At 68.3% G+C, this 26,449-nt stretch carries 21 protein-coding genes; 5 read left to right on the forward strand and 16 right to left on the reverse strand.

The features are described 5' to 3' along the window. Positions 1-18: 18 nt before the first annotated feature. From AC1DEL_RS22690 to AC1DEL_RS22760, 15 genes are all read right to left on the reverse strand, one after another. Positions 19-912, reverse strand: coding sequence for a hypothetical protein (locus AC1DEL_RS22690; RefSeq protein ID WP_092291220.1), 894 nt, complete (start codon positions 910-912; stop codon positions 19-21). Positions 913-1,057: 145 nt separating this feature from the next. Beyond that, complete coding sequence (locus AC1DEL_RS22695; protein WP_441591489.1) at positions 1,058-1,933, reverse strand: hypothetical protein; 876 nt, start codon at positions 1,931-1,933, stop codon at positions 1,058-1,060. A gap of 103 nt (positions 1,934-2,036) precedes the next feature. Continuing rightward, the gene (locus AC1DEL_RS22700; protein ID WP_441591491.1) at positions 2,037-2,903 is read right to left on the reverse strand and encodes a hypothetical protein; all 867 of its coding nucleotides are present in this window, start codon (positions 2,901-2,903) and stop codon (positions 2,037-2,039) included. 134 nt (positions 2,904-3,037) lie between these two features. Beyond that, positions 3,038-3,988 (reverse strand): transglutaminase family protein, encoded by a 951-nt coding sequence (locus AC1DEL_RS22705; RefSeq protein WP_477112767.1) that lies wholly within the window; start codon positions 3,986-3,988, stop codon positions 3,038-3,040. Continuing rightward, on the reverse strand, positions 3,985-6,621 hold the full coding sequence (locus AC1DEL_RS22710) for a circularly permuted type 2 ATP-grasp protein (RefSeq protein WP_441591494.1): 2,637 nt from the start codon (positions 6,619-6,621) through the stop codon (positions 3,985-3,987). Before AC1DEL_RS22710 ends, AC1DEL_RS22705 begins: the two co-directional genes overlap by 4 nt. A 30-nt stretch (positions 6,622-6,651) precedes the next feature. Next, positions 6,652-10,191, reverse strand: a complete 3,540-nt coding sequence (locus AC1DEL_RS22715) for a transglutaminase family protein (protein WP_477126252.1) — start codon at positions 10,189-10,191, stop codon at positions 6,652-6,654. Positions 10,192-10,343: 152 nt separating this feature from the next. After that, positions 10,344-11,033 (reverse strand): tetratricopeptide repeat protein, encoded by a 690-nt coding sequence (locus AC1DEL_RS22720; RefSeq protein WP_369823465.1) that lies wholly within the window; start codon positions 11,031-11,033, stop codon positions 10,344-10,346. Between the two features lie 180 nt (positions 11,034-11,213). Then, positions 11,214-11,909 (reverse strand): two-component system response regulator KdpE, encoded by a 696-nt coding sequence (gene kdpE, locus AC1DEL_RS22725; RefSeq protein ID WP_092291206.1) that lies wholly within the window; start codon positions 11,907-11,909, stop codon positions 11,214-11,216. Positions 11,910-11,914: 5 nt separating this feature from the next. Continuing rightward, positions 11,915-14,800, reverse strand: a complete 2,886-nt coding sequence (locus AC1DEL_RS22730) for a DUF4118 domain-containing protein (protein WP_477126253.1) — start codon at positions 14,798-14,800, stop codon at positions 11,915-11,917. Positions 14,801-14,867: 67 nt separating this feature from the next. Continuing rightward, positions 14,868-15,503, reverse strand: coding sequence for a potassium-transporting ATPase subunit KdpC (gene kdpC / locus AC1DEL_RS22735; RefSeq protein ID WP_441591499.1), 636 nt, complete (start codon positions 15,501-15,503; stop codon positions 14,868-14,870). Between the two features lie 25 nt (positions 15,504-15,528). Continuing rightward, positions 15,529-17,709 carry a potassium-transporting ATPase subunit KdpB gene (kdpB, locus tag AC1DEL_RS22740; RefSeq protein ID WP_092291202.1) on the reverse strand — a complete coding sequence of 727 codons (2,181 nt, stop codon included), beginning with the start codon at positions 17,707-17,709 and terminating at the stop codon, positions 15,529-15,531. Between the two features lie 14 nt (positions 17,710-17,723). Further along, on the reverse strand, positions 17,724-19,550 hold the full coding sequence (gene kdpA / locus AC1DEL_RS22745) for a potassium-transporting ATPase subunit KdpA (protein ID WP_441644158.1): 1,827 nt from the start codon (positions 19,548-19,550) through the stop codon (positions 17,724-17,726). Between the two features lie 11 nt (positions 19,551-19,561). Further along, positions 19,562-19,651, reverse strand: coding sequence for a K(+)-transporting ATPase subunit F (kdpF, locus tag AC1DEL_RS22750; protein WP_092291198.1), 90 nt, complete (start codon positions 19,649-19,651; stop codon positions 19,562-19,564). Then, positions 19,651-19,779, reverse strand: a complete 129-nt coding sequence (locus AC1DEL_RS22755) for a hypothetical protein (RefSeq protein ID WP_255370702.1) — start codon at positions 19,777-19,779, stop codon at positions 19,651-19,653. Before AC1DEL_RS22755 ends, kdpF begins: the two co-directional genes overlap by 1 nt. Before the next feature lie 178 nt (positions 19,780-19,957). After that, the gene (locus AC1DEL_RS22760) at positions 19,958-20,929 is read right to left on the reverse strand and encodes a magnesium and cobalt transport protein CorA (RefSeq protein ID WP_441591503.1); all 972 of its coding nucleotides are present in this window, start codon (positions 20,927-20,929) and stop codon (positions 19,958-19,960) included. A gap of 197 nt (positions 20,930-21,126) precedes the next feature. Here AC1DEL_RS22760 and minC point away from each other — a divergent pair, with 197 nt between their 5' ends. The 4 genes from minC to AC1DEL_RS22780 all read left to right on the forward strand — a co-directional run bounded on the left by minC (position 21,127) and on the right by AC1DEL_RS22780 (position 24,657). Beyond that, positions 21,127-21,945: a septum site-determining protein MinC gene (minC, locus tag AC1DEL_RS22765; protein ID WP_441591505.1), complete on the forward strand. Its 819-nt coding sequence runs from the start codon at positions 21,127-21,129 to the stop codon at positions 21,943-21,945. Positions 21,946-22,017: 72 nt separating this feature from the next. Next, positions 22,018-22,833, forward strand: a complete 816-nt coding sequence (gene minD / locus AC1DEL_RS22770; RefSeq protein WP_092291192.1) for a septum site-determining protein MinD — start codon at positions 22,018-22,020, stop codon at positions 22,831-22,833. A 15-nt stretch (positions 22,834-22,848) separates the two neighbouring features. After that, entirely contained in the window at positions 22,849-23,103 is a 255-nt protein-coding gene (minE, locus tag AC1DEL_RS22775) for a cell division topological specificity factor MinE (RefSeq protein WP_011296252.1), read from the forward strand. Between the two features lie 450 nt (positions 23,104-23,553). Beyond that, positions 23,554-24,657, forward strand: a complete 1,104-nt coding sequence (locus tag AC1DEL_RS22780; RefSeq protein ID WP_092291190.1) for a porin — start codon at positions 23,554-23,556, stop codon at positions 24,655-24,657. 80 nt (positions 24,658-24,737) lie between these two features. Here the strand turns inward: AC1DEL_RS22780 and AC1DEL_RS22785 are convergent, their stop codons facing one another. Then, entirely contained in the window at positions 24,738-25,541 is an 804-nt protein-coding gene (locus AC1DEL_RS22785; RefSeq protein WP_477126254.1) for a response regulator transcription factor, read from the reverse strand. A 176-nt stretch (positions 25,542-25,717) separates the two neighbouring features. Here AC1DEL_RS22785 and AC1DEL_RS22790 point away from each other — a divergent pair, with 176 nt between their 5' ends. Continuing rightward, positions 25,718-26,449 carry a response regulator transcription factor gene (locus AC1DEL_RS22790; RefSeq protein ID WP_092291186.1) on the forward strand — a complete coding sequence of 244 codons (732 nt, stop codon included), beginning with the start codon at positions 25,718-25,720 and terminating at the stop codon, positions 26,447-26,449.

The raw sequence follows: 26,449 nt of genomic DNA on the forward strand, positions 1-26,449 counted from the left end.
AGGCCGCCCGTCCCCCGACTACGAACGCCCCGCCGCCCGCTCCAGCGCCGCGATGCGCGCTTCGAGCTGGCGCAGCGTTGCGATGCGGGCCTCGAGGTTGCCCAGGCGCCGGGCCACTTTCGGGTTGACCTGCAGGGCCGCGTCCTTGAGTTGCGCGACGGTCACGGCGTCGTCGTCCTGCTCGCCCGGTAACACATGGGTGATGTAGCGGCCATTGTCCGCCGTGCCGACGGACACCGCGTATTCGCGGTCGCAGACGGAAGACGCGCCGAGCGCCACGCTGCCGTAGGCGCTCACCTCCGCATACTCGCCGATGGCGGTGGCGTGGTGGTTGTTGGCGATGGCGCCGCGCCCGATGCCGATCGTGCCGTAGCCGTACACGTTCGCGCTGGCTCCGATCGCCACGGCCGCCTGGCTTTGGGCGCTGGCGGCGGAGCCGACGGACACGCTCTGGTCGCCCCCCGCGAAGGCATCGGCGCCCACCGCCACGGCGGCGGAGGCAGCGGTGGCCTGGGCATCGCCGCCGATGGCGATGTTGTCCGTGTAGCCCGCATTGGCGTTGCCGCCGATCGCCACGGCCTTGTCGCCCCATGCCGTGGCGTCGCTGCCCAGTACCACCACGCCGTCGCCGGGCGAGTCCGCCCCGACCTGCGCCTGGGAGCCGATGACCACGCCCCGGCCCGCGGCGCCGAACACGGCGCCCTCGCCCACCACAACGCTCCCCGAGCCCGCCGCCACGGCGGAGGGTCCGATGGCCACGGCTTCCTGGCCACTGGCCTCGCTATCGGGACCCTTGCTGTTGGCGTGGAAGTACTTGGCGTTCTTGTCGTTCTTTCCGACTGCGCTCAGTGCCTGGAACTGTTCCCGGGTCAGGTACTGATTGCTTGCGATATCCGTCTGGGCGTTGCTCATCGAAGGTCTCCTGAAGTTGACGTTGGCCAGCGAGGCCATGTTTTCACGCCGTACTTCGGAAAACCATGGATCGGACAAACCCAGCCTAATCCATCGGCACCACGCTCACCTCCACCTCCACCTCCACCGTGTGCTCGCCCCCGTACTACCTGTGGCGCACCGCACGCTCCAGCACCGCGAGGCGCGCCTCGAGTTCAACCAGCTGCTGGTTTGCCTTGAAGAGCTGGCTGCCTGCCACCGCATCCGTGCTCTGCAGGCTCTGCACAGCGGGTCGCAACCCCGCAACTTTTACCGATTGCAGCGTAAGCCGGGTCTTGCTCCTGTCGTCGTAGAGCACCAACGCACTCTCCACTTCCCCGCGCGCATTCACGGACAGGCCCGCCTCCTTTAACTGGCCGACCGTGGCGGCATCATCATCCTCCTGCCCCGCCGCAACACGTGCGATGAAGCGACGGGTGCTGTCATTGCCGACAGATACTGTCTGCGCGCGATCAGTCGTGGAAGCGCAACCCAGTACCACACTCTGGGCGCCATTCACGGTCGCCTTCGCGCCGATGGCCACTGCTGAATCACTGTCAACGAGGGCCAGATCGCCGATAGCAATCCCCTTGTTACCACTGGCGCTCACCGTCGCCAGACACCCGGCCGCAACCGCTCCATAAGCGTTGGTATAGGCGTAATAGCCGATGGCAGTGGTGCATATGGCATATCCCTGGGCATACGCACCCACATACACCGAGCCCGGATAGTCCGCGCCGATTGTTCCCGCCGCGTGGCCGACAGCGACGCATTCCTCGGAATCCACCTCGGCGTGACTGGCAATCGCCACCGACTCTATGCCATTGGCCTGACTGTCCGGACCGGTGCTGTTGACTGCAAAATACGTAATACCGTCGTCTTGCAGCGCAATGGCGTCAACCCGTTCCCGTAGCGCATGGAACTGTTGCAGGGTGACATACTGGCCCGGGCGGTCCCTGTCCGAGGCGTTGGCCCTAGCCTGGACATCAGTCTGATTGCTCATTGCGTTCTCCATCAGCTGCCGCGACGGACAGCGCCCCATCCTGAGTAAGAATGCCGTGTGACCGCACCATGTGCTCAAGCCACCCGGGGCCATTCCTGCACGACTACCTGTCGCGCACCGCACGCTCCAGCGCCGCGAGGCGCGCCTCGAGTTCGACCAGCCGCTGATTTGCCTTGAAGAGCTGGCTGCCCGTTACCGCTTCTGTGCTCTGCGCGCTCAGTTCAGCGGGACGCAATCCCGACACTCTTACCAACGGCAGCGTCAGCCTCGTCTTGTTCCTGTCGTCGTACAGCACCAGCGCACGCTCCACTTCGCCGCGCGCATTCACGGGCAGGCCAGCCTCCTTCAACTGGCCGATTGTGGCGACATCATCATCCTCCTGCCCCGCCGCAACACGGGCGATGAAGCGGAGCGCGCTGTCATTGCCTACGGACACCGTCTGCGCGCGATCGGTCGTGGAACCAGCGCCTATCGCCACACTCTGCTCGCCGCTCGCCGTGGCACTCGCGCCGATGGCCAATGCTGAATCACCGGCAACGATGGCTGTGTTGCCGATACTGATCCCCTTGTTAGCAACGGGGTCCACTATCGCGGCAGACCCGATCGCAACCGCTCCATAAGCCTGAGCGAGCGTGTCAAAGCCTATGGAGGTGCTGCACGTTTCGCTGGCTGAGGAATACGCCCCCACACACACCGAGCCCTGGCCAGATCCGGTAGCCAGGTAGCCGACTGCAACAGATTCTTCGGAATTTGCGGAGGCACCGCTGGCAATCGCCACCGACTCGCTGCCATTGGCCTGACTATCCGCGCCGGTGCTGTTGACTGTGAAATACATAATGCCGTCGTCTGTCAGCGCAATGGCGTCAACCCGTTTCCGTAGCGCATTGAATTGTTGCTGGGTGACATACTCACCCTGCAAGGCCCTCCCCGGAAGATTTCGCCTTGCTTCGATCGCGGTGCGATGGGTCATTGCAGTTCTCCGAAAGGTGCCGTTGGTGGACGGCGCGCATCATGGCGCCACAACGTCCAGGACGCCACCATGTTCCGCGGTCCCTCTCCTGAAGTACATGGATCCCCGGATAGATGATGCGCGGGCGCCGCCGATCACTCCACCGGCACCACGCTCACCTCCACCTCCACCGTGTGCTCGCCCCCGCCCACGATGACGCCGTGCAGCAGGGGCACGTCGCTGTAGTCGCGCGCGATGGCCAGGGTGACGTGGCGGGTGTCGGCCAGCATGGCGTTGGTCGGGTCGAGATCGACCCAGCCGTTCCCGGGGCACCAGACGCCGGCCCAGGCGTGCGAGGCATCGGCGCCCAGCAGGCGCGGCTCGCCCGGCGGCGGGTCGGTGCGGAGATAGCCGCTGACATAGCGCCCGGGCAGCCCGAGCGAGCGCAGGCAGCCGATCATCACCTGGGCGAAGTCCTGGCACACGCCGCTGCGCAGCGCGAAGGCCTCCAGCGCGGGCGTGTGGACCTCGGTGATCTCGGCGTGATACTCGAAATCGGCGTGGATGCGGTGCATCAGGTCGATGGCGCCAGCCACCACGCTCACCCCGGGCGTAAAGCTGCGCCGGGCGTAGTCGCGCAGGTCCGCGTGCAGCGCCACATTGGGCGAGGCGAAGACGAACTCGGCCTCGGGATCGAACGGCTGGCCGGCGCGGTAGCGCAGCCGTTGCGCGGCCTTCTCCCACGGCGGGCTGCGGGCCGGGTCGAGCGTGGCCCAGCGCGGCGTCAGCGTGACCGTGCTGGCCGTGGTCAGCCGCATGGTCTCGTGCGGCACGTCGAGCATGAAATGAAGCACGTTGTTGCCGAAGGCATCGGTGCGCACGTGATGGTGCGAGGGCTGCGGATCGATGTCGGTGCAGTGCGCGCTCACGGCCTGCCACGGGTAGGACGGCGGCGTGACCACGGCGCGCTGCTGCGCGTGCTCCACGGGCCAGGCGTATTGGTAGGTGGTGACGTGGTGCACGCTCAGGGTGGCCGGGGCGTCGGCCTCCGGCGTCGGCGCCGGGGTGGCCGGCGGCTTGGCGGCGGGCACGGGATGCACGCTCATGGCAGGTCCGTTTCCGGCGCCACGCCGGCATGGCTGAAGTACCGGCCGCCGATTTCATCGGACAGCTTGGCCATGCGCGCGCCGAGCTGGTCGCACAGCGCGGCCAGCGTGGCATGGCGGCCCTCGTCATCGGTGGCGCACAGCACCGTGCGCGACGGCAGCGCGCTGGCCGGCGGCAGCAGTTCCGCCAGCGGTACGCGGGCCTGGCCCGTGGCGCCGGTCGGCAACTGCACCAGCTTCTCGCGCAGGCGGTCCAGCACGCCGTAGAGGCCGCGCGGGTTGGTGGCGTCCAGCACGAGCAGGTCCACCAGCGCCGGCACGTCGGTCCGGCCCGGGAACAGCGAGCGGTAGGTCAGCGTGCTGTCGAACAGGTGCAGCAGCAGGTCGAAGCCACTGCGCGAGCGCAGCGCGCCACTGCGCTCGGCCACCTCCAGGAACAGCGCCAGCGTGGAGACGCGCTCGATATGACGGCCGATGAACACCAGCCGCCACGCTTCGTCGCGCGACATGCGGTCGCCCTGCGCGCCGCTGATCGCCCCGAGCTGCATCGACAGTTGCTCGAGCGCGACCAGCACCCGGGAGCGGTCGTACGAGCCCTCGCCGCTGGCCGAGCCGGCCGGGCACGCGGCGGCGGCCATCGCGTCATGGAAGTCGTTGCGGGCGGCCAGGATGGTGCGCCAGTGGTCGTTCGAGAGCCGGTTGCGGATCTCGTTGGCGGCGCGGGCGTGACTGGCCAGCGTCTGCACCACGCCGGCGCTCCCGCTGGCATCGGCCAGCGCGGACACCAGGCTGCGCTCGAACACCCGCAGCGACGCCTGCGGCGACGGCGTCTGGGCCGGCACCAGGCCGAACCACTGCGCCAATTGGCTGATCATGTTCAGCGTGCCGTCGTCGGTTTCATCGTTCGATTCGATCGATCCGAGGATCTGCCGGCACAGGCGCACGGTGTTCTCGGCGCGCTCCGCGTAGCGGCCGGCCCAGTACAGGTTCTCGGCGGCGCGGCTGGAGACGGCCAGCGGGCGCGAGGCGGGCGCCCCCGCCAGCCCGCTGCGCGCGGCCAGTGGCACGGCGCCCGAGGTCTGGCTGGAGAGCACCCAGGTGTCGGCGCTGGTGCCGCCCAGCTGCATCGACACCGCCTCCAGCCGGGGCGGCGCCAGTCGCATGAATCCGCCCGGCATGACCTGCCAGCCGCCGTTGCCATCGGCGATGGCGAACACGCGCAGCATGGACGCCCGCGAGCCAATCCGCCCGCCACCGCGCCCGTCCGGCTCCCAGCACGGCGTGTGCGAAAGCGGCAGCGGCGCCTGCAGCGTGTAGCGGTCCGGCGTCTCGGCGATGCGCGCGCGCCAGTCTTCCAGCGGCTGCAGCCCGCGCTCCATGCCCAGGCGCGGCTCGCCCGGCACGCGCGGATAGGTCGGCATGACGAAGGCCTCGGTCAGCGTCGACATGGCCTCGTCCTGCGCGGCGGCCTCGCCGCACCACCAGCTCGACACCGCAGGCAGGATCAGCGTCTCCCCGAGCAACGCGCGGGCGATGCCCGGCAGGAAGCCGTGGATCGCCGGCGACTCCAGGAAACCCGCGCCCGGCACGTTCGACACCATCACGTTGCCCGCCCGCATCGCCTCCAGCAGCCCCGGCACGCCGATGGTGGAGTCGCTGCGCAGCTCCAGCGGGTCGCAGAACACGTCGTCCAGCCGGCGCAGGATCACGTCCACGCGCTCCAGCCCGCCGAACGTCTTCAGGTAGACCATGTCGTTGCGCACGGTCAGGTCCTTGCCTTCCACCAGCGTGATGCCGAGGTAGCGCGCCAGGAAGGTGTGCTCGAAGTAGGTCTCGTTGAACGGCCCCGGCGACAGCAGCACGATGTGCAGCCCGCCGCTCGACGGCAGCGACGTGCCTTCATCCGCCCCCGCCACCAGCGGCGCGTGGGCCAGCGTGGAGATCAGCTGGGCGAAGGCCGGCGGCAGGCGCCGCACGCGCATCTCGCGGAAGGCATCGGCGAACTGGCCCGAGATGATCAGCCGGTTCTCCAGCGCATAGCCCATGCCCGACGGGGTTTCCGTGCGATGGGCGATGACGGTCCAGCCATCGTCGGTATGGACGAGGTCGATCGCCATGGTCTGGAGGAAGCTGCCGCCGGGCGGCTGGTAGCCCTTGAGGGGCCGCATGTAGCCGGGATGGCCGTAGACCAGCCCCGGCGGCAGCAGGCCGCGCGTGAGCAGTGTCTGGGGGCCGTAGATGTCGGCCATGATGGCGTTGGCGAGCGTGGCGCGCTGGGCTGCGCCGGCCTCGATCACAGCCCAGTCCTCCTCGGCGATCAGGAACGGCAGCAATTCGAGTTGCCACGCCCGCGCGCCGCCGCCCTGGTCGGCATAGACGTTATAGGTCACGCCGTTGTCGCGGATCTGGCGCGCCACTGCCGCCGCGCGCGCCGCCAGCGCGTCCGGGCTCAGGTTGCCCAGGTCGCCCTGCTCGCCCAGTTCCGAGAAGAAGCGCGCCCAGGGCGCGCGCAGCGTGCCGTCCGGCAGGCGCAGCTCGTCCAGATGGCCGGACGGCACGGGCAGGGCCAGCCGGCTCGCCATGGCAGCCGGGCTGTCCGATCCGTCGAGGGGAAGCGACGACTGCAAGGGCACGGGGAGGGGTCTCCGGGGGAGGGTGTCGGGCTAGATCTGCCGCAAATCGAGCGTAAAGGGAAATTCGAGGCTGCGTTCCACCGGCGGCGCCACGGACCGCCCCGGCGTATGGCCGATGGTGAAGAAACGGGCCAGCCGCCGGCTTTCGGCCTCGTAGGCGTTCACCGGGAATGTCTGGTAATTACGGCCGCCGGGGTGGGAAACATGATACTGACATCCCCCTACGCTGCGATCCATCCACGTATCCACCACGTCGAAGGTCAGCGGGGCATGGGAGCCGATGGTCGGATGCAGCGACGACGGCGGCGCCCAGGCGCGGTAGCGCACGCCGGCCACGTACTCGCCGGCGCGGCCGGTGGGCTGGAGCGGGATGGTCCGGCCGTTCACCGTCACCACATGGCGGGTCTCGTTCATGCCGAGCACGCGCACCTCCAGCCGCTCCACCGACGAATCGACATAGCGCACCGTGCCGCCCGCCGCGCCCTCCTCGCCCATCACGTGCCACGGCTCCAGCGCCGCGCGCAGTTGCAGCGAGAGCCCGGCCGCCTCGGCCTCCACCTCGCCCACGCGCGGGAAGCGGAACTCGAAGTGCGGCGCAAACCACGCGGACTCGAACACGAAGCCGGCGCTGCGCATCTCGGCCAGCACGTCCTCCAGATCCATCTGCACGAAGGTGCCGAGCATGAAGCGGTCGTGCAGCGCCGTGCCCCAGCGCGTGAGCCGCGCGGTATAGGGCGTGCGCCAGAAACGGGCGACCATCGCCCGCAGCAGCAGTTGCTGCACCAGGCTCATGCGTGCGTGCGGCGGCATTTCGAAGGCGCGCAGCTCCAGCAGGCCGAGCCGGCCCGTGGCGCCATCGGGGGAATAGAGCTTGTCGATGCAGAACTCGGATCGATGCGTATTACCCGTCACATCGGCAAGCAGGTTGCGCAGTGCCCGGTCGATCAGCCATGGCGGGGTGTAGCCATCGCCGGCGCCTTCGTGCAGCGCCACCTGCCGACGCAGTTCCGCGAAGGCGATCTCCAGTTCGTAGAGCTGGTCGTTACGGGCCTCGTCCACGCGCGGCGCCTGGCTGGTCGGGCCGATGAACAGGCCCGAGAACAGGTAGGACAGCGCGGGATGGTTGTGCCAGTAGGCGATCAGGCTGGCCAGCACGTCAGGCCGGCGCAGGAAGGGGCTGTCCGCCGGCGTGGCACCGCCGAGCACGAAGTGGTTGCCGCCGCCGGTGCCGGTGTGGCGCCCATCGAGCATGAACTTGTCGGTGGAAAGGTGCGTCTCGTGCGCGGCCTGGTAGAGGAACTCGGTGTGATCCACCAGTTCCGCCCAGTTGCTGGCCGGATGGATGTTGACCTCGATCACGCCCGGGTCCGGGGTGACCTGGAGCAGCTTCAGGCGCGGATCGCGCGGCGGCGGGTAGCCTTCCATCACGATCTTCATGCCGAGCTCGGCCGCCGTGGCTTCCACCTCGGCCACCAGCGCGAGGTAGTCCTCGAGCACGGTCAGCGGCGGCATGAAGACATAGAGGATGCCGCGCTTGTCGCCCATCGCCTTCAACTCGACGGCCGGGCCGGCCGCGCGGCTGGGATGGCGCACTTCCACGCAGAGCGCGGTACGGATGATGTCCACCGCCGACTCGCCAAGCGCGGGCGGGCGGGTGAAGGCCGGGGCCAGGCCCGCTGCGTCGGCCGTGGCGACCGGTGCGGGTGCTGGCTCCGCTGGTGTTGCGGGCCCGGACGGTGCCGGGGCGACGGCCTCGCCGCGCGCCTGGGCGCGCCGAACCGCCATGGCGGCCGGACCCAGCCCGGTCGGTTCGAGCGACAGCCCGCCGGCCGGCGCCGGCAACTGGCTGCGCAGCGGTGTAGTGGCCGGCAGCGGGGCGCGCGGGGCGAAGGGGTCCTGATCGAACTGCCACGGGTAGTCGGCCTCGGACACCCACGGCAGGGCGTCGAGCGGCAGCCGGTAACCCATCGGCGAATCGCCGGGCAGCAGATACATGCGGTCATCGCGCAGGAACCACGGGCCGGTAATCCATGCGGCGTCATTGCGCGACGGCGGCTCCTGCGTGGCGCGGGCCAGCGGCAGCACGTAGCCGGTGACGCGCGACAGGCCGCCTTCGAACACCCGGCGCAGGCGGGCGCGCTCCATGGCGTCTTCCAGCCGCGCCTCGTGCGGATCGACGTTGACCGGCAGGCTGCGCTCGCGCCACAGGTAGTACCAGACGTCCTCGTAGCCGGGCAGGATGAAATGCGAAGCCAGGCCGAGCCGGGCGGTCAGGGTTTCCATGAAGCGCCGGGCGTCGGCGTCAGTGTAGGCGTCCGGCTCGCGCTCATCGGCGAACAGCGCCGGGTTCTCCCAGCACGGCACGCCATCGGCACGCCAGCAAATCGACAGCGCCCAGCGCGGCAACTGCTCGCCCGGATACCACTTGCCCTGGCCGAAGTGCAGGAAGCCACCCTCGCCATATTGCGCGCGCAGCTTCTGCACCAGTTCGGTGGCCAGCCCGCGCTTGGTGGGGCCGAGCGCGTCGGTGTTCCATTCGGCGCCCTCGCGGTCGCGCGCAGCGACGAAGGTGGGCTCCCCGCCCATCGTCAGGCGCACGTCCATCTGCTCCAGCGTCCGGTCGACGGCTGCGCCGGCCGCATCGACGGCCATCCATTGCGCCTCGGTATAGGGCTTGGTCACGCGCGGGGACTCATAGATGCGCGTGATCGACATATGGTGTTCGAAGGAGACCTCGCACTCGTCCACCGCCCCGCTCACCGGCGAGGCGCCGCTGGGCTCCGGCGTGCAGGCTAGCGGGATGTGGCCCTCCCCGGCCAGCAGCCCGGAGGTGGGGTCCAGCCCGATCCAGCCGGCGCCGGGCAGGTAGACCTCGCACCAGGCATGGAGGTCGGTGAAATCGGTCTCGGCGCCTACCGGGCCATCGACGGCCTTCACGTCGGGCGTCAGCTGCAGCAGGTAACCCGATACGAAACGCGCCGCCAGCCCAAGATGGCGCAGCGTCTGCACCAATAGCCAGCCGGTGTCCCGGCACGAGCCGGAGGCGTTCTCCAGCGTGGTCTCGGGCGTCTGCACGCCCGGCTCCATGCGGATCAGGTAGCGGATGTCGTGCTGGAGGCGCTGGTTCAGGGCCACCAGGAAGTCCAGCGTGGCGGTGGGCGTCCGGTCGATGCTGGCCACGAAGGCCGCCAGGCGGGGGGTCAGCTCGCCGCGCACCAGATAGGGGGCGAGGTCGTGCCCGAGGCTGGCGTCGTAGTCGAACGGGAATGTCTCGGCCGATGGCTCCAGGAAGAAATCGAACGGGTTGTAGACAGCCATTTCCGCCACGAGGTCCACCGTGACCTTGAAGCTGGTGGTCTTCTCGGGGATGACCAGGCGGGCGAGGTAGTTGGAAAACGGGTCCTGCTGCCAGTTCACGAAGTGCTGCGCGGGCTCGATGCGCAGGGAATAGGACAGGATCGGGGTCCGGCAATGCGGCGCGGGGCGCAGCCGCACGACTTGCGGTGACAGATTCACCGGGCGGTCGTAGCGGTAATGCGTGACATGGTTCAGCGCAACGTGCGTAGCCACTACAACCTCCCAGGGGTGCGGTGAATCGTCAGTAATGCGTCAGTGAATCGTCCAGATGGGCATCGGCCGGATGGAATGCAGCAAGCAAGACTTGTACCGAGCCCTATCGGCAGACCGCGCCGTGGCCCCGACGAGGTGGCGCGCGCGGCGCTTCACATCGACCCGCCACTCTTGGCGCGCAGGCCTTCCTCCAGCAGCGACCGCAGCTTGGCCAGCGCGCCGGGGTCCCCGCCTGCCGCCGCGCGGGCGTACCAGATCTTGGCCTGCTCGATGTCCTTGTCCACCACGCCGGGCTCGCCCCGCTCGTAATAGCTGCCGACGATGTACTGCGCGCCACCGTCGCCGGCTGTGGCCGCCCGGCTGTACCAGGTGAACGCCTTGCCGTAGTCGCGCGCCACGCCCCGCCCGGTGAAGTAGTTGGTGGCCAGCGCCATCTGCGCCTGCACATGCCCGCCCTGCGCCGCGCGCTCATACCAGCGATTGGCCTCCACGAGCGACTTCGGCACCAACTCGCCGCGCTCGTTCAGATCGCCCAATGTGAACTGCGCATGTGTCATCTGGTTGTCAGCCGCCTTGCGCAGCCAGACCAGCGCCTCCTGCGGCTTGGGCGACGTGCCCTCGCCACGCAACAGCATCATCGCGTAGTTGAACTGCGCCAGCCGGTTGCCCTTCTGCGCCGCCGCGGCAAACCCCTGCAGCGCGGCATCGAACTGCCCAGCCTCGTAAGCGGTCACCGCATCGCGCGTCTGCGCCTGCGCGGGCGCCGGCGGCTCGGTGGCGGCCCGCATCGGTGCGGCATGGGCCACGGACAGCACGCAGGCCAGAAATGCCATGCACGCCATGACAGCGGCTGCGGCCTGGCGAATCGGGACAAGGGAGGCAGACATGACGTGACTCCGGCGAGCAGGGGTCGGACGGAACGGGGCGCTACCAATTCAGTGTAGCGGACGACGCTTCGACCGGCTCGCCAGAATGCGAGTCGTCTTATGTACGTGGATTGGACGGCACAGAAGACTGGGGGATCACGCCGCGAAGCGGTAGCCGACGCCGACCTCGGTCAGCAGGTGGGCTGGCTGGGCGGGGTCGGATTCGAGTTTGTGGCGCAAGTGGCCCATGTACACGCGCAGGTAGTGGCTGCTCTCGGCGTGCGACGGGCCCCAGACCTCGCGCAGCAGTTCGCGGTGGGTCATCACCTTGCCGCGGTGGGCGATCAGCACCGCCAGCAGCCGGTATTCGATGGGGGTCAGGTGCACGGGCGCCTCGGCGCGCGTGACGAGGCGGTTGGCCAGGTCCACCTGCACGTCGCCGAAGGCGATGGTCGGCGTGCCCTGCGGATTGGCGCGCGCGTGGCGGCGCAGCAGCACGCGCACGCGCGCCACCAGTTCGCCCACGCCGAAGGGCTTGGTCAGGTAGTCGTCCGCGCCCGCGTCGAGCGCGGCGATCTTGTCGGCCTCCTCGGTGCGCGCGGATAGCACCAGCACCGGCACCTGCGTCCATGTACGCATCTCGCGGATCAGCGTCATGCCGTCGCCGTCGGGCAGGCCGAGATCGAGGATCACCACGTCTGGCTGGCGCGTGCCGGCATCGATCAGCCCACGCTTGAGCGTCTCCGCCTCGTGCACGGTGCAGCCCTCGGCCTGCAGCGATTCCCGCACGAAGCGCCGGATATGGGGCTCGTCCTCCACCAGCAGGACGGTCGGCGAATAGTCGAATGGCATCTCGTTCAGGGTTCCGTCCTGGCGACCTGGTTCAGGTCGCTCAGATCATTGAGGTCGTTGAGGTCATGCAGGGTTTCCGGCTCGATGTCCGGCGGATTGCCGCGCGGCAGCGCGAGCGTGAAGCGCGCGCCATGCGGCGCCGCGCCGTGCACCGGCTCCACCCAGATGCGGCCGTCGTGCGCCTGCAGGATGGCGTCGCACACCGCCAGGCCCAGCCCCACGCCTGCCGTGGCGGACTCGTGCGCGCCGCGCGTGAATTTCTCGAAGATGCGGCGCTCCTGCCCAACCGGCACGCCGGGGCCGTCGTCCTCGACGAACACCTGCACCATCTCGCCGGCCACGGCGCCGCCGATGCGCACCGTCGTGCCCGGCGGCGTGTACTTGGCAGCGTTCTCCAGCAGGTTGCAGAGCACGCGCTCCACCAGCACGGCGTCGCACTCGACCAGCGGCAGCGCCGCCAGCCCCGACACCTGCACCGGGTGCCCCGCCAGCGCCTCGCGCATCGCCGCCAGCGCCGCGCCCACCAGTTCTTCCATCGACTGCCAGCCGCGCGTCAGCGACACGTCGTGCCGCTGCAGCCGCGCCATGTCGAGCAGATTCACCACCATCGTCCGCATGCGGTGGGCCTGGACGCGCATGGCGTCCACGGTGGCCGCCACATCGGCCGGCAGCGGCGCCCGCGCGAGCGACTCGGCCATGCCGATCAGCCCGGTCAGCGGCGTGCGCAGGTCGTGCGACACCGCTGCCAGCAGCGAACTGCGCAGCTGCTCGGATTCGATCGACACCAGCGCCTGCTGCGCCACCTCCACATAGTGCAGCCGCTCGATGGCGATGGCGATCAGCGTGGCGAACACATCGGCCTGGCGGCGCAGCGCGGGGTCGGCCAGCGCGCCCCAATCGTGCGGCTCCACGGCCAGCACGCCGCGCGTCTGCATCGGCGCCTTCAGCGGCAGGTACAGCACGGTGCTGCCCGGCAGCGTGTGGGTGCCGGTGCCGGCCGCTTCGCCATGGTCGAACACCCACTGGGCCAGCACGGTGTCGATGGCTTCGCCCTTGGTGGTCCGACCTTCTTTCGGACTTGTCTCATTGGGATCCGCCACCGGAAGCAGCCGGCCCGATGCGGAGACGAGGAAGAACGACGCGTGGGCGTCGAACGCGGCACGCAGGAAGCGTCCGCCAATCTCGACGATCTGCTGCGTGGTCAGCGCCGCCGACAGCTCGCGCGCCAGTTCGTAGAGCGTGCGCGCGTCGGTCTCGCGCCGCACCGCCACGCTCGCCTGCTCGCGCAGGCCGGCAGTGAGCTGGCCGATGACCAATCCCACCGTCAGCAGCACGACGAAGGTCAGCAAATACTGCACGTCGCTGACGGCGAACGAGAGCCGGGGCGGCACGAAGAAGAAATCGAACGCCCCTACCGACAGCACCGACGCCAGCGCCGCCGGCCCCCGCCCATGGCGCAGCGCCACGCCCACCACGGCGGCCAGGAACAGCATGGCGATGTTGACGATGTCGAACCAGGGCTGGGCGAACGTGGACAACAGCGTAGCCCCGGCGCACCAGGCCACCGACCAGACATAGTCGAGGCGGCGCGTACCCGATTCGGCGACGTTTTCCTCGGACATCGCCCCTGCCGGCAGGCCCTGCGTGGCCGGCAGCGGCGCCGCGCGTGTGGTGTCGGCCGCCACGCGGATCACGTCGATTTCAGGGCAGCCGGCCGCCAGCGCATCGGCGAAGGTCTGGCGGCCGATCAACCGGTTGCCGGCGCCCAGCACCGGCGACAACGCGCGCCCCAGCAGCATGCGGCCCTGTTCGAGCCATCCGCCTTCATGCTGCCAGTCGGTGCGCGCGCGGCCCACCAGCACCTTGGTGAGATTGTGGCGGCGCACGTAGCCGGTGACCGCGCGCACCATATCGTGTCCGGCCAGCGTCTCGGTGCGGGCGCCCAGTTCCTCGGCCAGCCGCATTGCCGCGCGCACGCGGGTGCGCACCTCGGTGGACAGCGGCACCAGCCGGGGCGTGGCAATCGTCACCACGTGCCAGTCGCAGTCGAGCTGGCTGGCCAGCCGGCGCGCGCTGCGCACCACCTGCTCGGCGTCGTCGCCGGTGCCGATACAGGCCACCAGCGCCTCGCGCGTCCGCCAGACCGGTTCGATCGACTGGGCGTCGCGATAGGCGCGCACGTCGTCATCGACACGATCCGCCGTGCGCCGCAGCGCCAGCTCGCGCAGCGCGATCAGGTTGCCCTTGCGGAAGAAATTGCGCGCGGCGTGGCGGGCCTGCTCGGGCAGGTAGACCTTGCCCTCGCGCAGCCGGCGCAGCAGTTCGTCGGCGGGCAGGTCCACCAGGACGACGTCATCGGCGTCATCGAACACGGCATCGGGCACGGTCTCCCAGACCCGCACGCCCGTGATGCCGCCCACGGCCTGGTTCAGGCTCTCCAGATGCTGCACGTTGACCGTGGTCCAGACGTCGATGCCGGCGGCCAGCAGTTCGGCGATGTCCTGCCAGCGCTTGGGATGCCGGCTGCCGGCGGCGTTGGTGTGGGCCAGTTCGTCCACCAGCACCAGCGCGGGATGGCGCGCGAGCACGCCATCGAGATCGAATTCCTTGAGGATGCGGTCGCGGTAGGGCATCTCGCGCAGCGGCACGCTGTCCAGCCCGGCGACCAGCGCCTCGGTTTCGGCGCGGCCGTGGGTCTCCACGACGCCCACCACCACATCCACCCCCTGCGTGCGCAGCGCGCGGGCGGCGGTGAGCATCGCAAATGTCTTGCCCACGCCGGCCGAGGCGCCGAAGTAGACCCGCAGCTTGCCGCGCCCGGCGCGCGCGCCCTCCTCCTGCATGCGTTGCAGCAGGGCGTCGGGGTCCGGGCGGTTGTCGGCGAGGGTCATGGTAGAGGGGGCGGTGGGACGGATTCTGCCACGGGGCCGGCGGCCGTGGGCTGGCGCATCCATTCCATCAGGCGCCCCGCTTCACCCCATCCAGCGCAAGGTTCAGCTTCAGCACATTCACCCCGGGCTCGCCGAACACGGCCAGCCCCGGGCCTTCCGTGTTCGCCGAGATCAGGGCCTCCACCTGCGCCACCGACAGCCCGCGCAGACGCGCCACGCGCGCCGCCTGGTAGCGGGCCGCCGCCGGGCTGATGTGCGGATCGAGGCCGCTGCCCGAGGCCGTTACCAGATCCACCGGCACCGGCGCCTTGTTGTCGGGGTCGGCGGCCTGCAGCGCCTCGATGCGCGCCCGCGCCGCGTCCGTCAGCGCCGGGTTGCTCGGCCCGAGGTTCGAGCCCACCGACGCCGCCGCGTTGTACGGCATCGGCGCCGTGGCCGACAGGCGGCCCCAGAAGTACTTCGGCTCGGAGAACGGCTGGCCGATCAGCGCCGAGCCGACCACCTTCCCATCCTTCTCGATCAGCGAGCCGGCGGCCTCGTGCGGGAACACCGCCCGGGCGATGCCGGTCACCGCGCCGGGGTACAGCAGCCCGGTCACCACCGCCAGGCCGACGAAGATCGTCAGCGCCGGCCGAAGCAGCCCCGGCTGGCGCGGTACGTTGTTTGCGGCGGCGCCCATGGCGGCCTTGGTTTGCGTAGTCATGCGTATTTCTCCTAGACGACTCGGCTCAGACCCAGCCGAACATCGTCAGCAACAGATCGATCAGCTTGATCCCCGCGAACGGCACGATGATGCCGCCCAGCCCGTAGATCAGCAGGTTCCGGCGCAGCAGCACGGCCGCGCCGAGCGGGCGGTAGACCACGCCGCGCAGTGCCAGCGGAATCAGGGCGACGATGATCAGCGCGTTGAAGATCACCGCCGACAGGATCGCGGACGCCGGCGTGGCCAGCCCCATCACGTTCAGCAGGTTGAGCTGCGGATACGTGGTGGCGAAGGCGGCCGGAATGATCGCGAAGTACTTGGCCACGTCGTTGGCCACGCTGAACGTGGTCAGCGAGCCGCGCGTCATCAGCATCTGCTTGCCGATCTCGACGATCTCGATCAGCTTGGTCGGATTGCTGTCCAGGTCGACCATGTTGCCGGCCTCGCGCGCTGCCTGCGTGCCGCTGTTCATGGCCACGGCCACGTCGGCCTGGGCCAGCGCCGGGGCGTCGTTGGTGCCGTCGCCGGTCATGGCGACGAGGCGGCCCTCGCGCTGGTACTCGCGGATCAGCGCCAGCTTGGCTTCGGGGGTGGCTTCGGCCAGGAAGTCGTCCACGCCGGCTTCCGCCGCGATCGACGCCGCCGTGAGGCGGTTATCGCCGGTGATCATCACCGTGCGGATGCCCATCCGGCGCAGTTCGCCAAAGCGCTCGCGGATACCGGTCTTGACGATGTCCTTGAGTTCGACCACGCCGAGCACGCGCACGCTGTCCTCGGTGCCTTCGGCGATCGCCTCCGCCACCACCAGCGGCGTGCTGCCGGCGCGCGCCACATCGTCCACGGCCTGCATCACGGCATCGGGGAACTTGCCGGCGCGGTCGGCCACGTAGCGGCGTACCGCATCGGCGGCGCCCTTGCGCACGCTGCGCACCCGCGCGCCGTGGGTGACGTCCACGCCACTCATGCGGGTCTGGGCGGTGAAGGGAACGAACACGGGGGCGTCCAGGCCCTTGCCGCCCATTTCGGGGACGGTGGCGTCGGGCTGCTGGCGGGCCAGCGCCACGATGCTGCGGCCTTCCGGCGTCTCATCGGCCAGCGACGACAGCCACGCAGCCTCAGCCAACTGGCGCGGGGTCACGCCCGGTGCGCAGATAAAGCGCGCGGCCTGGCGGTTGCCGTGCGTGATCGTGCCGGTCTTGTCGAGCAGTAGCACGTCCACATCGCCAGCAGCTTCCACGGCCCGGCCGGACGTGGCGATCACATTCGCCTCCATCATCCGGCTCATGCCGGCCACGCCGATGGCGGACAGCAGGCCGCCAATGGTGGTCGGGATCAGGCACACCAGCAGGGCCACCAGCACCGTCACCGAGACCGGCACGCCGGCCTTGGCCACCATCACGCTATATAGAGAGAACGGTTGCAGCGTGGCCGTGGCCAGCAGCAGGACCAGCGTCAGGCCCACCAGCAGGATGGTCAGCGCCAGCTCGTTGGGGGTCTTCTGGCGCTTGGCGCCTTCGACCATGCCGATCATGCGATCGATAAAGCTCTCGCCGGGGTTGGCCGTGATGCGCACGACGATCCAGTCGGACAGCACGCGCGTGCCGCCCGTGACCGACGAGAAATCGCCGCCCGACTCGCGGATCACCGGCGCGGACTCGCCCGTGATGGCGGACTCGTCGACCGAGGCCACGCCTTCGATCACGTCGCCGTCGCCGGGGATCATGTCGCCGGCCTGGACCAGCACCACATCGCCCCGACGCAGGTCCGTGGCGATGCGCGCCTCGGTGGCGCCGTCGGCCCGGATGTTGGTCCGGCCCGGGCGCAGCACGCGTGCCGTCACCGTGGTCTTCAGCCCCCGCAGCGCGGCAGCCTGCTGCTTGCTGCGGCCTTCGGCCATGGCTTCGGCGAAGTTGGCGAACAGCACCGTGAACCACAGCCAGATCGAGATGGCCAGGATGAAGCCGGCCGATTCCCCACCCTGCACGGGGCTGAACAGCGCGCGCAGGAACAGGATCGACGTGAGCACGCTGCCCGCGTAGACCACGAACATCACCGGATTGCGCAACTGGGCGCGCGGCGACAGTTTCCTGAAGGCGTCGACGATGGCCGGCTTGACCAGCTCGGGCGCGAACATGCCGCCCCGGGCCGGAACCTGACGCGGGGTACGCGCCACCGAAGTGCGCGTCACCGTAGTGTCTTGCTGCATACGATTCTCCACGATTACCGGGCCACCGCCTGAGTGGCGGCCGGGATGTGCTGCAACTGCTCGGCCACCGGGCCCAGCGCCAGCGCCGGCACATAGGTCAGCGCGCCTACCAGCAGGACCGAGCCCACCAGCAGCACCACGAACAGCGGGCCGTGCGTCGGCATGGTGCCGGCGGTAGGCGGGGTGCGGCGCTTGGCGGCCAGCGAGCCGGCCATCGCCAGTACCGGCACGATGATCCAGAAGCGGCCGAACCACATTGCCGCGGCGAGCAGCCCGTTATAGAACGGCGTGTTGGCGGAGAGGCCCGCGAACGCGCTGCCGTTGTTGTTCGCCGCCGACGAGAGGGCATAGAGGATTTCCGAGAAACCGTGCGTGCCGGGGTTGAACACCCCCGCGCGGCCGGCCTCGGTCATGACCGCGATGCCCGTACCCACGAGCACCAGCAGTGGCGTGACGAGGATCGCCACGGCGGTCATCTTCATCTCGTAGGCTTCGATCTTCTTGCCGAGGTATTCCGGCGTGCGGCCAATCATCAGCCCGGCGATGAACACCGCCAGCACCGCGTAGACCAGCATGCCGTACAGGCCCGAACCCACGCCGCCGAACACCACTTCACCCAGCTGCATCAGCAGCATCGGCACCAGCCCGCCGATGGCCGTGAACGAGTCGTGCATGCCGTTCACCGCGCCGCACGACGCCGCCGTGGTGATCGTCGCGAACAGGGAGGTCGCCGAGATGCCGAATCGCACTTCCTTGCCTTCCATGTTGCCGCCGGCCTGGAGCGCAGAGGCCACGTGGTCGATACCCAGCGATGTCAGCGCCGCGTTGACCTGCTGCTCGGACACCACGGCGGCAATCGCCATGACCACGAAGATCACGGTCATCGACGCCAGCACCGCCACGCCCTGCCGGCGGTCACGCACCATCTCGCCGAAGGCGAAGCACAGCGCCGCCGGGATCAGGAAGATGGCTAGCATTTCCACGAAATTCGTGAACGGCGTGGGGTTCTCGTAGGGGTGCGCCGAGTTGGCATTGAAGAAGCCGCCACCGTTGGTGCCGAGCATCTTGATGGCTTCCTGCGAGGCCACCGGACCCATCGCCAAGGACTGCGTGCGGGTCTTGACGGTCTCCGTCACGGGCTGGCCGGCGGTGTCGAGCACGGGCTGGCCGGCCGCATCCACCTTGGGCTGGGTGTAGGTGAGTTCCGAGACCAGCGCTGCATCCTGGTAGCGGTCGAAGTTCTGGATCACGCCCTGGCTGACCAGCAGCAGCGCGGTAATCAAGGACAGCGGCAGCAGCACATAGAGCGTGGTGCGCACCAGATCGACCCAGAAATTGCCGAGCGTGGCGGCGCCGTGGCGCGCGAAGCCGCGGATCAGCGCAAACACCACCGCAATGCCAGTGGCCGCCGAGACGAAGTTCTGCATCGTCAGCGCCAGCATCTGCGTGAGGTAGCTCATCGTCGATTCACCGGCGTAGCCCTGCCAGTTGGTATTGCTGACGAAGCTGATGGCGGTGTTGAACGAGGAGTCGGGCGAGATCGCGCCGAACGCCTGCGGGTTCAGCGGCAGCATGCCCTGCAGGCGCTGGATCGCATAGACGAAGACCACGCCGAGCACGTTGAAGACGAGGACGGCGATGGCGTACTGCTTCCAGCCCATCTCCGCGTCCGCGCGCACGCCGGCCAGACGGTAGAGCGCGCGCTCAAGAGGGCGGCCCCAGGCGGTCAGGCGATAGTCGCCCTCCTCCAGCGCGCGGCGCATGTAGCGGCCGAGGAACGGCGCCATCGCGAACAGGATCGCGAGGTACAGGACCAGCAGCCCGATGAATTGTGTGGACAACGGCGTGGACATCAGAATTTCTCCGGCCGGAACAGGGCAAAAAGCAGGTAGAGGAAGATCGCGGCGGCCAGGGCCCCGCTCAGGATGTCGGTCCAGTCCATCAACGCCCCCGCTCGTCGTCCGTCTGCCGCGCAGACGGCGGGTTGGCGCCCAGCGCGGCGCACAGTGCCAGCAGCGCGCCAGTCAGCGCGCCGAAGGCCAGCAACACGAGGAAATAGATCCCGTCCATACAAACCCCAAATAGGAAAAACGTGAAGGATTCACGTTGACTTCACGTTCTGGAGATTAGGGACGGCGGGGTAAAAACGGGGTAGAGAGGGGGAGGGGTGGTGTAAAGAAGATATAAAAACGGCGCCAACGCCAGGCGTGGCGCCGTTTTCCAGCCATGGCGGCTGAGTCGGACTGGGCTAGATCCAGCCCGCCCGGTGCAACTTGCGCCAGAGCCAGGTGCAGGCCGTGGCGGTCACGCCGATGACCACCGGATAGGCGTAATGGAGCTTCAGCTCTGGCATAAAGCTGAAATTCATGCCGTAGAGGCTGAAGATCACGGTCGGCACGGCGAGGATGGCGCCCCAGCCGGCCAGCCGCTTGACCACCTCGTTCTGGCCCACCGTGACCAGCGCCAGGTTGACCTGGACCGCCGTGGTCAGCATCTCGCGCACCACGTCCAGCGTGCGGACGATGCGGCTGGCGTGGTCCTCGATGTCGCGGAAATAGGCGCGCAGCTCCTTCGGCACCAGTTCCTCGTGCAGCCGGATCAGTTGGCTGCAGATGTCCTCCACCGGATAGACCGCGTTGCGCAGCCGCAGCACCTGGTGCTTGACCTGGTACAGCCGTTCGATGGCGGCACGATCGAATTCATCGCGGAAAATGTCCTGCTCAAGCGTCTCGAAGCTGTCCTCGAGCCGGTTGACGATGGGCAGGTAGTGGTCCACCACGAAGTCCATCAGCGCATAGAGCACATAGCCGGGGCCGTTGGCCAGCCCCTGCGGGTCGCTCTCGCAGCGCTCGCGCACCGGGGCGTAGGTGGAACTGGCGCCGTGCCGTACCGAAACCACGTAGTTCGGGCCGACGAACAGGTGCGTCTCTCCCACCACCACCTCCTCCCCGACCAGTTGCGCGGTATTGAGCACCACGAAGACCGAATCGCCGTAGGTTTCCAGCTTGGGCCGCTGGTGGGCGTCCAGGGCGTCCTCCACGGCGAGGTCGTGCAGCCCGAACGCCTGCTGGACCTTGCGCAGCAACGCCAGGTCCGGTTCGTGCAGGCCCAGCCAGACAAAGGTGCCGGGCTCGGACAGTACGCCGGCGAGGGCGTCGAATTCGACCGGACCCAGCTTCTTGCCTTGACGATAGGCCGCGCAATTGACGATGGCGCCCATGGGAACTCCGTTGTCGAGATGCGCAATCGTAACAAGAGCGTCACCCTTCTGCGAGCGTAAGCGGCATCGCCCGGCACTTTAGGCGCGCGATCCGGCCGGGAAGCCCCGCATCGGGCACGTTCGGCGCCGGGTTCGAGAATTGTTACAGTTCGCCGGAGAACCGACGTTAGAATGTGGCATTTCCACGGTCACCGACTATGTCTCAGAAGAAATCGCCACGCTTCGAGCTGCGCAGTGGCAACGTCGACGCCCTCCTTCTCGCCCTCAAGACCGCCGACATCGAGGCGCTGCGGGATGATCTCCTCTCCCGCTTCGAATCGACCCCCGATTTCTTCTCCAATGACGTGGTGGCGCTGGACCTGCGCCGCCTGGAAGGCGACGACCGCCTGGCGCTGGACCGCGTGATCGACACGCTGGCCACCCTGCGGGCCCGGGCCATCGGCGTGGTGGCGCGCGACGACCAGCGCGCCTGGGCCGAAGCCTTCGGTCTGCCGCTGCTGGAGAGCCAGAGCCGCCGTGGCGGCCGGGACGAAGCGGCGACGGCTGCCTCGCCCGCCGGCGCCAAGGACGCCACCACGGCCGCCGAAACCCCTGAATCCCCCGCCGCCGAAGCCGCGCCAGTCAACAACACGGCCTCGGATATCGCCGAGATCATGGCCGCTGCCGCCGCCCCGCGCGCGGTGCCAACCCTGCTGATCGACAAGCCGCTGCGCTCCGGCCAGCAGATCTACGCGCAGGGCGACGTGGTGATCCTGGACCTGGTCAGCTACGGCGCCGAGGTCATCGCCGAAGGCAACATCCATATCTATGCCCCGCTGCGCGGACGCGCGCTGGCGGGTGTCAAGGGCAACCCGGACGCGCGCATCTTCTGCACGTGCCTGGAGCCCGAGCTGATTTCCATCGCCGGCATCTATCGGACCGCCGAGCAGACGCTCCCGGCCGATGTGCTCGGCAAGTCGGCCCAGGTGCGCCTGGCTGACGAAAAGTTGATTCTCGAACCGCTGCGGATGAAATAACCGCGCTAACCCATCGGTACGGCCGGCCCGCCCGGTACGAAATACCCTGCACCCATACTGGACCATAGAGCCATGGCAAAAATCATCGTTGTGACCTCCGGCAAGGGAGGCGTTGGCAAGACCACCACCAGCGCGAGCTTCGCCGCCGGCCTGGCCCTGCGGGGCCACAAGACGGCCGTGATCGACTTCGACGTCGGCCTGCGCAACCTCGACCTGATCATGGGTTGCGAGCGCCGCGTGGTGTATGACCTGATCAACGTGGTCCAGGGCGAAGCCAACCTGAACCAGGCGCTGATCAAGGACAAGAAGTGCGAGAACCTGTTCATCCTGCCGGCGTCGCAGACGCGGGACAAGGACGCGCTGACCCGCGACGGCGTGGAAAAGGTCATCAACGGCCTGGTGGGCATGGGCTTCGAGTTCATCGTCTGCGACTCCCCGGCGGGCATCGAGTCCGGTGCGCTGATGGCGATGTACTTCGCCGACGAGGCGCTCGTCGTGACCAACCCGGAAGTCTCGTCCGTGCGCGACTCGGACCGCATCCTCGGCATCCTGGCCTCGAAGACCAAGCGTGCCAGCGAGGGCGGCGAGCCGATCAAGGAGCACCTGCTGATCACGCGCTACAACCCGAAGCGCGTGCATGGCGGCGAAATGCTGTCGCTGACCGACATCCAGGAAATCCTGCGCATCAAGCTGATTGGCGTGGTACCGGAATCGGAAGCCGTGCTGCACGCGTCCAACCAGGGCACGCCCGCCATCCACCTGGAAGGCAGCGATGTGGCCGACGCCTATGGCGACGTGGTGGACCGCTTCCTGGGCAAGGACAAGCCGATGCGTTTCACCGACTACCAGAAGCCGGGCCTGCTCTCGCGCATCTTCGGTAACAAGTAAGGAGGACTCATCCCTATGTCGATCCTGTCCTTCCTGCTGGGGGAGAAGAAGAAGTCAGCGTCGGTCGCCAAAGAGCGGCTGCAGATCATCCTCGCCCATGAGCGCACCGGCCATTCCGCGCCGGCCGATTACCTGCCGGCCCTCCAGCGCGAGCTGGTGGCCGTGATTTCCAAGTACGTGAAGATCAGCGACCAGGACCTGCGCGTCAGCCTGGAGCGCCAGGACAACCTCGAAGTGCTCGAGGTGAAAATCGAAATCCCGCAAAACTGATTGCCCTTCGGCATTTTCGGTATTCGTTTTTCGGTTTTCGAATTAATTCGAGTTTCCCGGTCCTGAACGGCGCGCGGATACCTTTCCGTGCGCCGTTATCCCATTAACTAAGGGATAACCCGCCCCTCGCAAGGAGGGGTTTTTGCATTGCAGCAACCATCCACGTGGTGGCTGCAATCGCGCCTGCACAGCCGCCCCACCGCTCGCCTCCCACGTCCATGCACTGCCATGGCGCACGCTGCAATGCACCATTATCACGAGGGTGTGACATTGTGTAGCGACAAACCAACGGAATTGCACCAAATGTCTCTCTAGAGTGCCGGTTCACGCTGCTTTTATGTCCGAAAGTTCCGTGTTTTGTTAAATTTTCGCGGCGTTTACTGCAAACGTAAACCTTTGTGCCGGCCGTGATCCGGTTACGGCACAACCACAAGACAGAAAAGGAGCACCATGAAGAAATCGCTACTCACCCTCGCCATTGGCAGCCTGCTGGCCGGCAGCGCCTACGCACAGACGTCGGTGACGCTGTACGGTATCGTTGACCAGAGCATTCGCTTCCAGACCAACGCCGACGCCGGCAACCACAGCCAGACGCAGCTGACCAACGGCGCGATCACCAACAGCCGTTGGGGCATCAAGGGCAGCGAAGCACTGGGCAACAACCTGAAGGCCATCTTCCAGCTGGAAAACGGCTTCGATCCGGATACGGGTCGTTCCAACCAGGTCAGCACCGCCAACCCGAGTGGCCGTATGTTCGGTCGTCAGGCCTACGTGGGCCTGGCCGGTGACTTCGGCGCAGTCAAGCTGGGCCGCCAGTACACCGAAGGGTTTAATTTGTTCGGCGACTTCGACCCGCTGACCATCGGTAACTACGACAACAACGCCTGGCCGTTCTTCCTGACCCAGATCCGTACCGACAACGTGGTGAGCTACTCGGGCGCGTTCGCGGGCCTGAACGTGGGCGCCAGCTACGGCTTCGGTGAGACCGCCGGCAGCATGACGCGCAACCAGTACTGGGGCACCCGTGCCTCGTACGACATCGGGCCGTTCGGCATCGGCGCCGTGTACCAGGAATTCCGCAACGCCAGCAGCGAGCGCCAGCAGATGTGGGGCCTGGCTGGTAAGTACACCATCGGCGCAGCCAAGCTGTTCCTCGGTTACGTCGGTGGCCGTGACGCCACCGGTACGATCGACAATGGCTTCCTGAACCGCTCGGCCGCCACGACCACGGTTGCCGCCCAGAACGCCATCGCCGCCGGCGCCGCCAACACGCCGCGCAAGGACATGATCGGCTACGTCGGCATGACCTACCAGGTCAGCCCGGCCCTGGCCGTGACCGGCGTGTTCTACGGCGACCACGTGAAGGACAAGAACGGCGTGGAAAGCAGCGGCAACCGCTACACCGGCGTGCTGCTGGCCGAGTACTCGCTGTCCAAGCGTACCCAGGTGTACGGCACCGTCGACTACAACAAGGTCACGGGCGCTGTGCAGGCCGAAATGCCTGGCAAGAACAACCAGACGGGCGTGGCCGCAGGTATCCGCCACATCTTCTGATTGTTGGTCTGACCGCATCGCAGAAAGGCACCTTCGGGTGCCTTTTTGTTTTTCAGGGCGGCGGGTCGTTCCTGCCGTCATCAGCGATTGGGGCCCAGCACCGGCTGGCGGCCCGTTCCACGGCGCCTGCGGGAGCCGCCGGCCGGCGCGGCGTCGGGCTTGGGTGCAGGCCCCGCCGACCCCTCGTCGCCGAGCAACTCCAGCCGATAGCCATGCGTGTACAGCGGGACGATGCGCACGCCGTTGTCGGGCCAGAGGCCCAGCTTGTTGCGCACGCGGGAGATGTGGGTGTCGATGGTGCGGGACATCGGCGGGATGTCGCGCCCCCAGACCGCCACCACCATGTGTTCGCGCGGCACCACCCGGCCGGCGTTGCGGAACAGCAGTAGCGCGAGGTCGAATTCCTTGGGCGTCAGCGCCACCTTCTGGCCGTGGCATGTCGAGGCCCGGGTGGCCAGGTGGAAGGCGAAGCAGCCCCAGGCCATGTTGCCGTCGCGCGACTGCCGCAGGTCCGGGTACGCGCGGCGCAGCAGCGCCTCGATCCGCGCGGCCAGTTCCTGCGGGCGGATCGGCTTGACCATGTAGTCGTCCGCTCCCGCTGCCAGCGTCGCCACGATGTCCCGCTCGTTGTCCAGCCCGGTCAGGAACATCACCGGCACGCGGGCGTCCAGATGGGCGCGCACCCACGCCAGCACCTCGCGGCCGCTGACCTGCGGCGCGTGCCAGTCCAGCAGCAGCAGGTCGAACGTGACCTTGCGCAGCGTCAGCAGCATGCGCCGGCCGTCGTCGAACGTCACGCACTCGTGCCCGGCGGCGGTCACGATCTCCCGAATCCGCGCGGCGTGGCCGGCGTCTGGCTCCAGCGAAGCTATCCTCAATCCCATCGTCGTTGCGCGCCCCCGAGGCGCATCCGTTGTCTGCCATCCGAGCATTAGAGGCCGGGACGCGTCGCAACCCTATAAGACGATGCTCATTTTTAGTCGGCAACAAATGTTTACTTCGTGCCGGCCGGCGCGCGGCCTACCATGGCCGCATTGAAACAAGCCGAGGGAGGCCCATCGTGAAGATCGCCGCGCTGGCGGACAACCCGTCCCGCGCCGGAATGCTCAGGCACGCGCTGCATCGGGGCGGGCATGTCGTGCGCTGCTTCGGGTGTGGAAAGTCGATGACGGACGCGGTGCGGGATGCCCGCTACGACGTGCTGCTGCTGGACCGCGCCAGTTCCATCGCCGCCGCGACGGCCGCGTGCGACGTGCTGAAATGGGTGCGCGACACGCTCGGACAAGGCGTGCCGGTGATGATGCTGGGCCGGGGCGACGACGACGCACAGGTGGCGGCCTGCCTGGCGGCGGGCGCCGATGCCTACGTGGGCGAGGCGGGGCGCGGGGCCGAGTTGCTGGCGCGCGTGGAGGCGCTGGCGCGGCGCGCGGCAGTACCGGGAATGCTGGCCGGCACCGTGGCGCCGGCGGGCTTCGGCGACATGCCCGAGCAACTCGTGAGCGGCGTCTATCGCTTCGTCACGGCCGAGCGGCAGGCCTGGGTGGCCGGTGTGCCCGTGGCGCTGGCGCCAAAGGAGTTTGCGCTGGCCCTGCTGCTGTTCCGCAACCTGGGCACGCTGGTGCTGCGCGAGGCGATGATCCGGCACGTCTGGCCGGACGGCGGGGTGCACACACACGCGCGCACCGTGGACAGCCACCTCTCGCGCGTGCGGACCAAGCTGGCGCTATGGCCCCGCAACGGCGTGATGCTGCGGGCGATTCACCGGCTGGGCAGCCGGCTGGATCTGGTCTAG

The organism is Cupriavidus sp. 10L43_2 (assembly GCF_056395265.1).